General features: G+C 54.9%; 15 protein-coding genes. 3 read left to right on the forward strand and 12 right to left on the reverse strand.

Annotation, left to right across the window (positions count from 1 at the left end; all coding sequences use genetic code 11):
• Positions 1-23: 23 nt before the first annotated feature.
• Positions 24-863, forward strand: a complete 840-nt coding sequence (locus ACVLVH_RS08865; protein WP_101763462.1) for a MurR/RpiR family transcriptional regulator — start codon at positions 24-26, stop codon at positions 861-863.
• 55 nt (positions 864-918) lie between these two features.
• Complete coding sequence (locus ACVLVH_RS08870; protein ID WP_312464131.1) at positions 919-1,179, forward strand: YfhL family 4Fe-4S dicluster ferredoxin; 261 nt, start codon at positions 919-921, stop codon at positions 1,177-1,179.
• Here the strand turns inward: ACVLVH_RS08870 and acpS are convergent.
• The 11 genes from acpS to rpoE form a co-directional block, all read right to left on the reverse strand.
• On the reverse strand, positions 1,166-1,546 hold the full coding sequence (acpS, locus tag ACVLVH_RS08875) for a holo-ACP synthase (protein ID WP_101763460.1): 381 nt from the start codon (positions 1,544-1,546) through the stop codon (positions 1,166-1,168). The genes ACVLVH_RS08870 and acpS overlap by 14 nt on opposite strands.
• Positions 1,546-2,277 (reverse strand): pyridoxine 5'-phosphate synthase, encoded by a 732-nt coding sequence (gene pdxJ / locus ACVLVH_RS08880; RefSeq protein ID WP_210081456.1) that lies wholly within the window; start codon positions 2,275-2,277, stop codon positions 1,546-1,548. Before pdxJ ends, acpS begins: the two co-directional genes overlap by 1 nt.
• A gap of 70 nt (positions 2,278-2,347) precedes the next feature.
• A complete protein-coding gene (recO, locus tag ACVLVH_RS08885) occupies positions 2,348-3,076 on the reverse strand; it encodes a DNA repair protein RecO (RefSeq protein ID WP_008101510.1) in 729 nt (242 codons plus the stop codon).
• Between the two features lie 3 nt (positions 3,077-3,079).
• Positions 3,080-3,985, reverse strand: coding sequence for a GTPase Era (gene era, locus ACVLVH_RS08890; protein WP_008101512.1), 906 nt, complete (start codon positions 3,983-3,985; stop codon positions 3,080-3,082).
• A 49-nt stretch (positions 3,986-4,034) separates the two neighbouring features.
• Entirely contained in the window at positions 4,035-4,715 is a 681-nt protein-coding gene (gene rnc, locus ACVLVH_RS08895) for a ribonuclease III (RefSeq protein WP_036620136.1), read from the reverse strand.
• Between the two features lie 118 nt (positions 4,716-4,833).
• Entirely contained in the window at positions 4,834-5,805 is a 972-nt protein-coding gene (lepB, locus tag ACVLVH_RS08900) for a signal peptidase I (protein WP_101763459.1), read from the reverse strand.
• A gap of 9 nt (positions 5,806-5,814) precedes the next feature.
• Positions 5,815-7,614, reverse strand: a complete 1,800-nt coding sequence (lepA, locus tag ACVLVH_RS08905) for a translation elongation factor 4 (protein WP_101763458.1) — start codon at positions 7,612-7,614, stop codon at positions 5,815-5,817.
• 218 nt (positions 7,615-7,832) lie between these two features.
• Complete coding sequence (gene rseC / locus ACVLVH_RS08910; protein ID WP_061718009.1) at positions 7,833-8,297, reverse strand: SoxR-reducing system protein RseC; 465 nt, start codon at positions 8,295-8,297, stop codon at positions 7,833-7,835.
• Complete coding sequence (gene rseB, locus ACVLVH_RS08915) at positions 8,294-9,250, reverse strand: sigma-E factor regulatory protein RseB (RefSeq protein ID WP_110868278.1); 957 nt, start codon at positions 9,248-9,250, stop codon at positions 8,294-8,296. The genes rseC and rseB overlap by 4 nt, the downstream gene beginning before the upstream one ends.
• Positions 9,250-9,906 carry an anti-sigma-E factor RseA gene (gene rseA, locus ACVLVH_RS08920; protein WP_101763456.1) on the reverse strand — a complete coding sequence of 219 codons (657 nt, stop codon included), beginning with the start codon at positions 9,904-9,906 and terminating at the stop codon, positions 9,250-9,252. The genes rseB and rseA overlap by 1 nt, the downstream gene beginning before the upstream one ends.
• Before the next feature lie 27 nt (positions 9,907-9,933).
• Positions 9,934-10,512 (reverse strand): RNA polymerase sigma factor RpoE, encoded by a 579-nt coding sequence (rpoE, locus tag ACVLVH_RS08925; protein WP_007886161.1) that lies wholly within the window; start codon positions 10,510-10,512, stop codon positions 9,934-9,936.
• A gap of 440 nt (positions 10,513-10,952) precedes the next feature.
• Here rpoE and nadB point away from each other — a divergent pair, with 440 nt between their 5' ends.
• Positions 10,953-12,590, forward strand: coding sequence for an L-aspartate oxidase (nadB, locus tag ACVLVH_RS08930; protein ID WP_498949213.1), 1,638 nt, complete (start codon positions 10,953-10,955; stop codon positions 12,588-12,590).
• Here the strand turns inward: nadB and trmN are convergent.
• Positions 12,556-13,305, reverse strand: a complete 750-nt coding sequence (gene trmN, locus ACVLVH_RS08935; protein ID WP_498949214.1) for a tRNA(1)(Val) (adenine(37)-N(6))-methyltransferase TrmN — start codon at positions 13,303-13,305, stop codon at positions 12,556-12,558. The two genes, nadB and trmN, sit on opposite strands and share 35 nt — an antisense overlap.
• Positions 13,306-13,353 lie beyond the last annotated feature (48 nt).

Below are 13,353 nucleotides of genomic sequence, written 5' to 3' on the forward strand. Positions count from 1 at the left end.
ATAAAGGAATTAAGGATCGAACCATGAGTTCATTGCTGCGCATTCGTCAGCTCTACCCTCGACTGGCGCTAAATGAGCGCCGGCTGGCGGATTTTTTGCTGTCGCAGCCGGATCGTGCACGGCATCTCAGTTCACAAAAACTCGCTGAGGAATCGGGCGTTAGCCAGTCCAGCGTGGTGAAGTTTGCCCAGAAGCTGGGCTACAAAGGGTTTCCAGCGCTGAAGCTGGCGCTGAGCGAATCGATGGCCGATCGCGATGCGATTACCGTGCATAACCATATTCTCAGCGACGATCCGCTGAAAGTGGTCGGCGAAAAGCTGCTGACCGAAAAGATCTCGGCGATCCGCGCCACGCTGGACATCAATAGCGAAGAGAAGCTGCTGCAAACCTTGCAGCTGCTGAAAAATGCCAATCGGATTTTGCTGGTTGGCATCGGCGCGTCCGGTTTAGTGGCGAAAGATTTTTCGTGGAAGCTGATGAAGATCGGCATCAATGCGGTGGCGGAGCAGGATATGCACGCTTTGCTCGCCAGCGTGCAAGCGATGGCGCCGGGCGATGTGCTGCTGGCGATTTCCTATACTGGCGAACGTCGCGAAATCAATCTGGCGGCGCAGGAAGCGGCGCAGGTCGGTGCCGATGTGCTGGCCTTTACCGGCTTTACGCCGAATGCTCTGCAGCAGTGCGCCACGGTTTGCCTCTACACCGTGGCGGAAGAGCAGAGCACGCGCAGTGCGGCGATCTCGTCGACCAGCGCGCAGCTGGCGTTGACCGATCTGCTGTTTATGGCGCTGGTACAAAACGATCCTGAACGCGCCTCCAGCCACATTCGCCACAGCGAAGCGTTGGTGAAAAAGCTGGTCTGATGAGATCAGGCGCGTATAATAGCCGCGCCTTTTCTGCTGTTATTGGACTTCTGCTATGGCCTTGCTCATCACCACTAAATGCATCAATTGCGATATGTGCGAACCTGAATGCCCAAACCAGGCAATCAGCTTAGGTGACGCGATCTATGAAATTGATGTCGACCGCTGCACCGAGTGCGTGGGCCATTATGATATGCCGACCTGCCAAAGCGTCTGTCCGATTGATAACACCATCATTACCGATCCACAGCACCCGGAAAGCCGCGAGGCGCTGTGGGAGAAGTTTGTGGTGTTGCACACCCTTAGTTCTCGATAATCACCGTTGCGCAGGCGTAATGGCGTTCATCTGCTAACGTCACATGCACATGCTTCACGCCGAGCTGGCTGGCAATCACCCTGGCCTGCTCAAAGAAACGTAATCCCGGTTTGCCCAGCGCATCGTTGTACACTTCGAACTGATTGAAGGCCAGGCCACCGCGAATGCCGGTGCCAAACGCTTTCGCTGCCGCCTCTTTCACCGCAAAACGCTTAGCCAGAAAGCGCACCGGTTGCTGGTGCGCCTGATATTGCTGCCACTCGGCTTCGCTTAATACGCGACGCGCCAGACGGTCGCCGGAGCGCTCAATGACGCCAGCAATGCGCTCGATCTCTACGATATCGCTGCCGAGTCCGAGAATCGCCATTAGCGACGCGCTTCCCGCATCAGCAGCTTCATTTCGCTGACCGCATCGGCCAAACCGCTGAACAGCGCGCGGCCTATAATCGCATGGCCGATATTCAGCTCATGCATCTCCGGCAATTCAGCAATCGGCTGCACGTTGTGGTAAGTCAAACCGTGGCCGGCATTCACTTTCAGGCCGAGGCTGGCGGCGAAAGTCGCGGCTTTGCGGATGCGCGACAGCTCAGCCTGGCGCGCGAGACCTTCGGGCGCTTCGGCATAGGCACCGGTGTGAATTTCGATATAAGGCGCGCCACTGGCAACCGCCGCTTCAATCTGGCGGTGATCGGCATCGATAAACAGTGACACCAGAATGCCGGCGTCGCTTAACAGGCGCACCGCCGCATTGATTTTATCCTGCTGACCCGCCACATCCAGCCCGCCTTCGGTGGTCACTTCCTGACGCTTTTCCGGCACCAGACAAACGAAGTGCGGCTTGATTTCGCAGGCAATGTCGATCATCTCGTCCGTTACCGCCATCTCCAGATTCATGCGCGTCTGGATGGTGTCACGCAAAATGCGTACATCGCGATCGGTGATGTGACGGCGATCTTCACGCAGATGCACGGTAATGCCGTCAGCGCCGGCCTGCTCAGCAACAAACGCGGCCTGCACCGGATCGGGATAGTTTGTACCACGTGCGTTACGTACGGTGGCAATGTGGTCAATGTTGACGCCTAACAGCAACTCAGCCATGACAATCCTTAAATGTGTTCAGTGTGTTTGCAGTGTACCGCGCTGAATATATCAGGCGGTACGACCAGCGCTAGTCGTTTGCCACATCGGGTTTCTTTTTTGGCACAAACTGGCGAAACAGTTCCTGACTCTTCAGCGGCTTGCCGCCAAGATAGGGTTTGAGCGCCATACGCGTAAAGCGTTTAGCGGCGCGCAGCGTATCAGCATCCGGGAATTCGCGCTCCCACAACGCACGCAGCTGGCGGCCGGTAAAGCTGCGTTGATTGACCACCAAACTGGCGATAAAACCCTTCTCTTCCCGGTAGCTGTAGGTCATGCCATCAGCCACCTCTTCGCCGCTGCCGGCACAGTGCAGAAAATCCACGCCGTAACCGAGATGCCCGAGCAGCGCCAGCTCAAAGCGGCGCAGTGCCGGTTCAGGCGAGCCGTTGCCTGCCGCCAGCGTTTGGATGCAATTCAGGTAATCAAAGAACATATCAGAGAAGGGAATTTGCTGCTCCAGCACGCGCGACAGCAGCTCGTTGACGTAGAGCCCGCAATAGAGCGTAATGCCGCTGAGCGGCAATGCCAGCGAAACGGCTTCGGCATTGCGCAGCGTTTTGACGTCACCGCGTCCGCCCCAGCGTACCAGCAGTGGCGTAAAGGGTTGCAGTGCACCTTTTAATTGGGAGCGGCGCGAGCGGGCGCCTTTGGCAAGGACGCGGACGCGCCCTTCGCTTTCGCTGAACAGATCGAGGAGTAGGCTGGTTTCGCTGTAAGGGCGACTATGCAGCACAAAGGCGCGTTGCCAGCCTTCCATTACTTAACCTTCGTCAGAGTAACCTAAGCTGCGCAGCGCACGTTCATCGTCCGCCCAGCCCGATTTCACTTTAACCCACAGTTCGAGATGCACTTTCGCTTCAAACATCTCTTCCATGTCTTTACGCGATTCAATGCCGATGGTTTTGATCTTGGCGCCTTTATTACCGATGACCATTTTCTTCTGGCCTTCGCGCTCAACAAGGATCAGGCCATTGATGTCGTAGCCGCCGCGATCGTTCGAAACAAACTGCTCAATTTCTACGGTAACGGAGTAAGGCAGTTCTGCACCCAGGAAGCGCATTAACTTTTCACGGATGATCTCAGACGCCATAAAGCGCTGCGAGCGGTCGGTGACATAATCTTCCGGGAAATGATGCTCAGATTTTGGCAGGCATTTGCGCGCAATCGCCGCAATCGCGTCGACATTTTTGCCGCTTTCCGCTGAGATAGGGACGATTTCAAGGAAGTTCATCTGCTGGCTAAGGAACTGCAGATGCGGTAACAGAATGCTCTTGTCCTGGATGTTGTCGACTTTATTGATCGCCAATACCACCGGAACTTTGTTATCACGCAGCTTGTTGAGCACCATCTCGTCGTCTGGTGTCCAGCGCGTGCCTTCAACCACAAAGATCACCAGCTCAACGTCACCAATGGAGCTGCTGGCGGCACGGTTCATCAGGCGGTTGATCGCCCGTTTCTCTTCCATGTGCAGCCCTGGCGTATCCACGTAGATCGCCTGATAAGCGCCTTCGGTGTGGATGCCCATAATACGGTGACGCGTGGTTTGCGGCTTGCGCGACGTGATCGACACTTTCTGCCCCAGCAACTGGTTCAGCAAAGTGGATTTACCGACGTTTGGTCGGCCTACAATCGCGACAAAGCCGCTATATGTTTCGAGTTCGCTCATTCGAGTCCTGACTTGGGCAGCGCCGCTTTCGACGCTGCAATGTGACTATTTATTCGAGGCCAAGCTTAATTAACGCCTGTTCGGCGGCTGCTTGCTCGGCTTTACGGCGGCTGGAGCCAATGCCCACCACCGGTTCTGCCATGCCACTCACCTGACAGTGAATGGTGAATTCCTGATCGTGGGCTTCGCCACGCACCTGCACCACCAAATACGACGGCAGCGGCAGATGACGTCCCTGCAAATACTCCTGCAGGCGCGTTTTCGGATCTTTTTGCTTATCGCCCGGACTGATCTGTTCCAGTCGTGAGTGATACCAGTCGAGAATTAACTTTTCGACGGTTTGAATGCTGCTATCGAGGAAGATGCCGCCAATTAAGGCTTCAACGGTATCCGCGAGGATCGATTCACGACGGAAACCGCCGCTTTTCAGCTCGCCCGGACCGAGGCGTAAACATTCGCCAAGGTCGAACTCTCGCGCCATCTCCGCCAGCGTATTGCCGCGCACCAGCGTGGCACGCATACGGCTCATGTCGCCTTCATCCACACGCGGGAAGCGGTGATAGAGCGCATTGGCAATCACGTAGCTGAGAATAGAATCGCCAAGAAATTCAAGACGTTCATTGTGTTTGCTACTGGCGCTACGATGCGTCAGTGCCTGCTGCAATAAATCCGGATGAGTAAAAGTGTAGCCCAGTTTGCGCTGCAGCTTGTTAATGACGATGGGGTTCATGCTATTCCAGTTGTTCTGTGCGCCTATCACTGCATACGAAACAGGGCTGAGGTTCCAACCTGGTCTGTTTCGTGTGCACTGGCCTCCCGAAAGAGAGGCCAACCTTTTTTGAAGCTAATTAGTGAATCCCACCAATGCGGCTAAAGCGCACGCCGGTCGGCCACTGTCCTTCTTGTTTCTCGAAGCTCATCCAGATGGCCACCGCTTTGCCGACCAGATTCTTCTCGGGCACAAAGCCCCAGTAGCGGCTGTCGGCGCTGTTATCGCGGTTATCACCCATCATGAAATATTGCCCTTGCGGCACAATCCAGGTCGATTGCGGCTGGCCCGGCTGCTGATAATACATGCTTGCCTGACTTTGCGCTTCGTTTACCAGCAAGATATCGTGCGTTACGTTGCCCAATGTCTCTTTGCGGGTGCCGAGACGCAGGCCGCCCTTCATGGTTTCGCCCTGCGGCGCCTGGAAGAAGCCGTTGCCGGTTTCATTGCCATCAAAGCCGCTGAAGGTTTGAATGAAGTTGCTTGGCTCAACGTTAGTGTAAGTCACTGGCAGCGCCGTGTCGCAACTGCCGCTGCTGCAACCCGGATTGATGGTCAGGGTTTTGCTGTAAGGATCAAACACCACTTTATCGCCCGGCAAGCCAATCACGCGCTTGATGTAGTCCACGCTGGGATCTTTCGGGTATTTGAATACCGCGACATCACCGCGCTGCGGATGGCCAGTTGGGATCAGTGTGGTTTGGGTAATCGGATCTTTAATACCGTAAGCAAACTTCTCCACGAGGATGAAGTCACCAATAAGCAGCGTTGGCATCATTGAGCCCGAGGGAATCTGGAACGGCTCAAAAATAAACGAACGCACGATCAACACCACCGCCAGCACCGGGAACACCGATGCGGTGGTTTCAACCCAACCCGGCTGCGCGGCTACTTTCGCCAGCGTTTTACTGTCGAGTGCGTTGCCGGCCTGCGCTTGCGCGGCAGCCTGCTTCGCACGACGCGCCGGTGCCCATTTAAAGCGATCGATACACCAGATAACGCCAGTGATCAGCGTTGCGATCACTAAAACCAGGGCGAACATGTTAGCCATTAAAAATCCTTATTTGCTGTCTTTACCGACATGCAGAATGGCAAGGAATGCTTCCTGCGGCAGCTCAACGTTGCCGACCTGCTTCATTCGCTTCTTACCGTCTTTCTGCTTCTGCAACAGTTTCTTCTTACGGCTCACGTCACCGCCATAGCATTTCGCCAGGACGTTTTTACGCAGCTGTTTTACCGTTGAGCGAGCGATAATGTGGTTGCCGATTGCCGCCTGAATCGCAATATCGAACTGCTGACGTGGGATCAGATCTTTCATCTTCTCCACCAGGTCGCGGCCACGATATTGTGAGTTATCACGGTGAGTAATCAGCGCCAGCGCATCAACACGTTCTGAGTTAATCATCACGTCGACACGCACCATGTCAGAGGTCTGGAAACGTTTGAAGTTGTAATCCAGCGAAGCATAACCGCGCGAGGTTGATTTCAGACGGTCGAAGAAGTCAAGAACCACTTCCGCCATCGGGATCTCATACGTCAGCGCAACCTGCTTGCCGTGGTAAACCATGTTGGTTTGCACGCCACGTTTTTCAATACACAGCGTAATGACGTTGCCGAGGAACTCCTGCGGCAGCAGCATGTGACACTCAGCAATCGGCTCACGCAGCTCGGCAATATTATTCAGCGGTGGCAGCTTCGACGGGCTATCAACATAGATAGTTTCACCGTCGGTGGTTTCCACTTCATACACTACGGTTGGTGCAGTGGTGATCAGATCCAGATCGTATTCACGCTCCAGACGTTCCTGAATGATCTCCATGTGCAGCAGACCAAGGAAGCCGATGCGGAAACCGAAGCCCAGCGCCGTTGAGCTCTCTGGCTCGTAGAACAGTGACGCATCGTTCAGGCTCAATTTGCCCAGCGCATCACGGAACGCTTCATAGTCGTCAGAACTGATTGGGAACAGACCGGCGTAAACCTGTGGCTTCACTTTCTTGAAGCCAGGCAACACTTTCTCCGCCGGATTGCGCTGCAAGGTTAGCGTATCGCCCACCGGTGCGCCGAGGATGTCTTTAATCGCACACACCAGCCAGCCTACTTCACCGCAGTTCAGCTCGTTGCGATCAACACGCTTCGGCGTGAAGATGCCGAGACGGTCAGCGTTGTAGCTTTGACCGGAGCTCATGACTTTAACTTTGTCACCTTTACGCAGCGTGCCGTTCTTAATACGAATCAGCGATACCACGCCAAGGTAGTTATCGAACCAGGAATCGATGATCAGCGCCTGCAGCGGGCCTTCCGGATCGCCTTCTGGCGGCGGGATGTCACGCACCAGACGTTCCAGCACGTCGGGTACGCCGACGCCGGTTTTCGCCGAGCAACGCACCGCATCGGTGGCGTCAATGCCGACGATATCTTCAATCTCTTCCGCTACACGTTCTGGATCGGCGGCAGGCAGGTCGATTTTGTTCAATACCGGTACCACTTCCAGATCCATTTCCATTGCGGTGTAGCAGTTTGCCAGCGTCTGAGCTTCAACGCCCTGCCCTGCATCGACCACCAGCAATGCTCCTTCACACGCCGCCAGCGAGCGGGAAACTTCATACGAGAAGTCAACGTGACCGGGAGTATCGATAAAATTGAGCTGGTAAGTTTCACCGTCCTGCGCTTTGTAATCGAGCGTCACGCTCTGCGCTTTGATGGTAATGCCGCGCTCGCGTTCCAGATCCATGGAATCCAGAACCTGCGCCGCCATCTCACGATCGCTCAGGCCACCACAAATTTGAATCAAACGGTCAGAGAGCGTTGATTTGCCGTGGTCAATGTGAGCGATGATGGAGAAATTTCGTATGTGCTTCATTTATATGAATATCTTCACGTAGAAAATCAGTGGGAAACTTGAGCACGAACACATTCAGGAAAGTGAGCTTAACCCGGAACCCTGTCGGCCTCATTAATGACGACGCATATTACACTGTTAACGCCGCGCGTTAAAGAATGGAACTGTGGGGAATCGCAACAGATTTCAGCGGTTAAGCTGATTGGGAAAGGCCGCATCAAACGCGGCCTGGACGGGGATCAAGCTTCGCTTTCCACGCGCAACGCATCAGGCGGTAACGCAACGCTGAGAATCACCGGCTGGAAAGCCTCGCGATCGCCGAAAAGTTTGGATACCCCTTTCGCCACGATAAAGCCGCCAATGCCGCCCAACAGCGCGCCACAGGCCGCAGCCAGATCGCTGGCGAACAGCATCTGGAAGATGCCAGCCACTAAAAACAGGCCAAACAGCGGCGTCATGTAAACCAGCAAGGCAGAACCCAGTAGGCTGCTTTCGCGGATGCCTAACTCAATGCGCTGGCCGGGTTGCAACGGCTCCGCGCTGGCGATAGTCATCACGTGGGCATTTTTCGGCCCCAGCTGATTAAGCGCATGGCTGCCGCAGCCTTTACGCGCCGAGCAGCTGTTACAAGACGTTTTCGCTTCCGTGTGCAGAGTGGCAATGCCTTCTTTCCACGCCACCACGGTGGCCCATTCTTTCATCATTTTGGTGAACCCGAATCTATGCTGTCCGCAATACGTTTGGCAGTGGCTGGCGGTAACTCGCCCACCACCGTGATTTCGTTATTATTGCGCACTTCTGTCTGCACCGTGCGACGTCCAGTGCGCAATGCCTGCACGCTGCTGCTTTTATCTGCTGGCGTAACGTTGATGGCGAAGCTAAACAGGCCATCGCTGTACAGGCGCGATTCGACAGTTTTGTTCATCGACGGGATATCGCGGCGACTTTGCGAGATCAGTTTCATGCCCGCCGGAAGCCAGTTTGGCTGCCAGCTGAGTTCCACTTTGTCACCGGCCGGTAACGACAGCGATGGCGGCAAGTTGGCCTTCTCCAGCCCTTGCATCAGATTGCGTACGCCTTCATCGACGGCAAAGCTGATGACGCGGAACTGTTCCAGCGTTTCACCGTCCCGATCAAGCAGATCGATACGCAGCGGCAATTTAGTGTCCACATCCAGCCACACGACATAGCTGTAACGCGTGCCATCACGTGACACGATGCGCACCACTTCGCACATCTGATCGGCCATGCGCGAACGGCCCACCGGAATGAAATCGTAGGCCTCACCCAAACGGGAGAAGTCGGCGAACATCAAACCAGGTAAAGCATCGATGATGTGATTGCCCGGCAGCGAGAAGGGATCTAATCCCGGCTCGAAATAGCTGATGTCGTTTCCGCGCTGAATCACTTCACGGCGCGGCCCGTCCATCTGCAACAGTTGGGCGAAGATACGATTGTCGATAACCGCGTGACGATAACGCAGAGATTCAATGCCGAGACGCGAGACATTGATGTAGGCAAATTCGTAGTTGAGGTTCTGGCTTGCCTGCTCCATCTGTTGCAACAACGCCCCGGACGCAGAGGTCTGCGCCGAGGCGATAGATGAGCAAAACAGGCTGCCTGCCAGCAGGCTAACGGCACACCAAAGCTGCTTCATTACTGCTGCTGAGTTCCTAACGACTGATTTCCGGGAACATTAGCCTGAGCCTGTTGCGGATCGTTTTTCTCAAACTGAACCTGATCGGCATGCAGACGACGTTGCAGTTCATAATCCTGCAGCATGGCATTCACGCGACGACGCTGTTCCTGCACCTGCTGATTAGAGCTGTTGGTGTCGAAGGCTTCAGAAGGCACGCCTAAGCTGACCGGCGACGCTTTACCCATCATCGGCAAGGTATTGAATGCCGGTGAATCAGACGCTTCAGTTGCGCTGCCGGTAGGTGAACTGTTGTAGTGCTGAACACCGACAATCACCGCCAGTGAGACGCACGCAGCCACACCAACTTGCGTCAGCTGTGCCGCCCAGCTGCCACCACGACGCCAGAACGGCATCTTCTCGTAGCGTGACGGTTCAGGCTGCGCTTCAGGGATCAGCGAAGTGACTTTGCGTGCCGGCTCGTTTTCGATGGCCGCCGCCACACGTGCGGAGATATCAAAATGCAGCACTTCTCCGATATCACCGCGTAAGGTGTCGCGAATGAGATGGTAGCTTTCCCAGCTGTGCTGAAGATCCGCATCCTTCGACAACGATGCCAACAGCTCGTTATCTAAAGTTTCACCATCCATTAAAGCGGAAAGTTTTTCTTTCTGCATGCCTTGGTACCCTTCCAGTAGCCGTTATCACTGACGTTGGATAAGCGGTTGAACTTTATTATCAATAGCCTCTCGTGCACGGAAGATACGCGAACGTACGGTACCGACCGGGCAATCCATGATGACGGCAATCTCTTCGTAACTCAGACCATCCAATTCCCTGAGGGTGATGGCCATACGAAGATCTTCGGGAAGCGCCTCAATGGTACGAAAGACGATTTGTTTCAGTTCTTCAGACAACATTAAGTTCTCAGGGTTCGAAATTTCTTTCAGTGCACCCGCACTTTCGAAATTTTCCGCATCGATAGCATCCACATCACTGGATGGCGGACGTCGCCCCTGAGCAACCAGATAATTTTTCGCTGTGTTTACCGCAATGCGGTACAGCCATGTATAAAAGGCGCTGTCGCCACGGAACGATTCCAGTGCGCGATACGCTTTAATAAAAGATTCCTGAACCACATCAGGCACATCGCCTGACGGAACATAGCGTGAAACCAGGCTCGCCACTTTATGCTGGTATCGAATCACCAGTAAATTAAAGGACTTTTGATCTCCCTTCTGAACCCGCTCAACGAGAACCTGATCCGTTAACTGCTCGCTCATCCGAGGTAATATCTCCCCAAAACTTTTTTATGCGTAAGTGAACTGCCAGCACATCTCATTATTCTGAGCAAGCATGCGCTTAGAGTGGCCCTTTGGCCCGAAGTTCACTACGACCAGAATTTTCCGTATCGGAACCACGACATCATTGTTGTTGATTGTCTTTCAGTGTAGCGACTTGCCACGCTGGTGGTGTCTTTTGCGGCACCGATAATCGCTGGCAGAGTACCTTATGACGCCGTCATTTTCACCTTTATTCCCTGAATTTTCAGAGTGTTTGATATAAAAAACACATTGTGCTCAATTTCAGAGTTAACTCACTGAATTCACGCTACTATCTCTACCCGCTGAATAATTTTTCCGCGCAGTTGGTTCAAAATACTTCACAGCCCCCCCATCACAGCTTATGCTCAAGCCACCTTTTGTTTAGTAAATTAAACACCATGACTTCTCTCCCGGAATATCAGTGTGATGTCCTCATCGTCGGCAGCGGTGCGGCAGGTTTATCGTTAGCGCTGCGCTTAGCGCCGCATTATCAGGTTACCGTGCTGAGTAAAGCGCAGGTGAATGAGGGCTCAACGCTGTATGCGCAGGGCGGGATTGCGGCGGTGTTTGATGAAACGGACAGCATCGAATCACACGTTGAAGACACGCTGGTTGCGGGCGCCGGCTTGTGCGACCGCGATACGGTGAGCTTTATCGCTAGCAACGCGCGTCACTGCGTGCAGTGGCTGATTGATAACGGCGTCGCCTTCGATAAAGAGCCACAGGCTGAGGGGGAAGCGCGTTACCACCTCACGCGCGAAGGCGGGCACAGCCATCGCCGCATTCTGCATAGCGCCGATGCCACTGGCCGCGCGGTGGAAACCACGCTGGTAAGCCAGGCGCTGAGCCATCCCAACATCCGCATTATTGAACGCACCAATGCGGTGGATTTGATCCTTTCCGATAAGCTTGGCCTGCCCGGCAAGCGCCGCGTAGTTGGCGCGTGGATCTGGAACCGTAAACGTGAACAGGTGGAAACCTGCCGCGCGCGCGCCGTGGTGTTAGCCACCGGCGGCGCAGCGAAAGTCTATCAGTACACCACCAATCCGGACGTGGCCTCTGGCGATGGCATTGCCATGGCGCGGCGCGCCGGTTGCCGCGTAGCGAACCTCGAATTTAATCAATTCCATCCCACCTGTTTATTCCATCCGCAGGCGCAAAACTTCCTGCTGACTGAAGCGCTGCGCGGTGAAGGTGCCTGGCTGTTGCGTCCTGACGGCACTCGCTTTATGCCTGACTTTGATAAGCGTGCCGAGCTGGCACCGCGCGATATTGTGGCGCGCGCCATTGACCATGAGATGAAACGGCTGGGCGTCGATTGCATGTATCTCGACATTAGCCACCAGCCGGAAAGCTTTGTGCGCGCGCACTTCCCGATGATTTACGAAAAATTGCTGACCTTTGGCCTCGATCTTACTAAACAGCCGATTCCGATTGTGCCAGCCGCGCATTACACCTGCGGCGGCGTGATGGTCGATCAGCAAGGCCGTACAGATGTTGACGGGCTGTATGCGATTGGCGAAGTGAGTTACACCGGCTTACATGGCGCAAACCGCATGGCGTCCAACTCCCTGCTGGAGTGCCTGGTTTACGGTTGGTCTGCGGCTGAAGATATGATCGCCCGCTTGCCGGACATCGCGGCGGTAGAACATCTGCCCGCGTGGGATGAAAGCCGCGTTGATGATGCCGATGAGCGCGTAGTGATCCAGCATAACTGGCATGAACTGCGATTGTTCATGTGGGATTACATGGGAATTGTACGTACTACTAAGCGTCTGGAGCGCGCGCTACGGCGCATTAATTTGCTGCAACAGGAGATTGACGAGTACTACGCGCACTTCCGCCTCTCTAACAATCTTCTTGAGCTGCGCAATCTGGTGCAGGTCGCCGAACTGATGGTGCGCTGTGCTCTGGAGCGCAAGGAGAGCCGAGGGTTACACTTTACCCTCGACAATCCCGATCTGCTGGATGAAGCGTTACCGACCATCCTGCAGCCCGAAGCTAGCGGAACAGGTAAAAGTCTTTCACCAGGCTGAGCCAGTCGGCTGAATAGCTTTTATCTTCATCACGAATGGCGAGACGTTCCAGCAAGGTTTCGCCGGCGGAGGGAGAAAAACCTAACACCACGCGATTCGGCGGGCGCTGCGCATAGGCGGCGACATCGTAGCGATAACGCAAATGCCAGCCATCCGCCAGCGCCAGTGAAATCAATGCTTCGCCAGCTTCAGCCGGCAGCACCACGCAAAATAGCCCTTCTCCTTCAATCAACTGGGCGGCACAACGCAGCAGCGTCAGATGGTCGAGCGTGGCGGTGCTGCGCGCGGTATCGCGCGCGACACTGCCGCTTGCCATACCGGGCGCGAAAAAAGGTGGATTACTGACGATGAGCGAGAAGCGTTTTTCACACTGTTCGCTCCAGCTGACAATATCCTGATGGTGGACGTGGATGCGATCCGCCCACGGCGAAGCCTGCATATTTTCCTGCGCCTGCTGCGCTGCGCTGGCTTCCAGTTCGACGGCATCAATCTCTACCGAATTGGGCGTACGTTGCGCCAGCATCAGCGCAATCAAGCCACTGCCGCAGCCAATATCGAGGATGCGACGCGCGCCGGCTACTGGCGCCCAGGCCCCGATTAACACGCCATCGGTGCCGACTTTCATCGCACAGCGATCGTGCGCCACGAAAAATTGCTTAAAGGTAAAACCGTCTTTTCTTAACGTCGGCCGCGCGTGCGGCTGGTCCTGAGACATACTTCACTACCATTGAATTTTTTACTGCCGGAAGTGTAACGTGGTGGC

The organism is Kluyvera sp. 1366 (genome assembly GCF_054823405.1).

Excerpts from the sequence above, each read along its gene's own strand:
- ACVLVH_RS08865 (WP_101763462.1), top strand. The coding sequence starts at position 24 with ATGAGTTCATTGCTGCGCATTCGTCAGCTCTACCCTCGACTGGCGCTA.
- ACVLVH_RS08870 (WP_312464131.1), top strand. The coding sequence starts at position 919 with ATGGCCTTGCTCATCACCACTAAATGCATCAATTGCGATATGTGCGAA.
- acpS (WP_101763460.1), bottom strand. The coding sequence starts at position 1,546 with ATGGCGATTCTCGGACTCGGCAGCGATATCGTAGAGATCGAGCGCATT.
- pdxJ (WP_210081456.1), bottom strand. The coding sequence starts at position 2,277 with ATGGCTGAGTTGCTGTTAGGCGTCAACATTGACCACATTGCCACCGTA.
- recO (WP_008101510.1), bottom strand. The coding sequence starts at position 3,076 with ATGGAAGGCTGGCAACGCGCCTTTGTGCTGCATAGTCGCCCTTACAGC.
- era (WP_008101512.1), bottom strand. The coding sequence starts at position 3,985 with ATGAGCGAACTCGAAACATATAGCGGCTTTGTCGCGATTGTAGGCCGA.
- rnc (WP_036620136.1), bottom strand. The coding sequence starts at position 4,715 with ATGAACCCCATCGTCATTAACAAGCTGCAGCGCAAACTGGGCTACACT.
- lepB (WP_101763459.1), bottom strand. The coding sequence starts at position 5,805 with ATGGCTAACATGTTCGCCCTGGTTTTAGTGATCGCAACGCTGATCACT.
- lepA (WP_101763458.1), bottom strand. The coding sequence starts at position 7,614 with ATGAAGCACATACGAAATTTCTCCATCATCGCTCACATTGACCACGGC.
- rseC (WP_061718009.1), bottom strand. The coding sequence starts at position 8,297 with ATGATGAAAGAATGGGCCACCGTGGTGGCGTGGAAAGAAGGCATTGCC.
- rseB (WP_110868278.1), bottom strand. The coding sequence starts at position 9,250 with ATGAAGCAGCTTTGGTGTGCCGTTAGCCTGCTGGCAGGCAGCCTGTTT.
- rseA (WP_101763456.1), bottom strand. The coding sequence starts at position 9,906 with ATGCAGAAAGAAAAACTTTCCGCTTTAATGGATGGTGAAACTTTAGAT.
- rpoE (WP_007886161.1), bottom strand. The coding sequence starts at position 10,512 with ATGAGCGAGCAGTTAACGGATCAGGTTCTCGTTGAGCGGGTTCAGAAG.
- nadB (WP_498949213.1), top strand. The coding sequence starts at position 10,953 with ATGACTTCTCTCCCGGAATATCAGTGTGATGTCCTCATCGTCGGCAGC.
- trmN (WP_498949214.1), bottom strand. The coding sequence starts at position 13,305 with ATGTCTCAGGACCAGCCGCACGCGCGGCCGACGTTAAGAAAAGACGGT.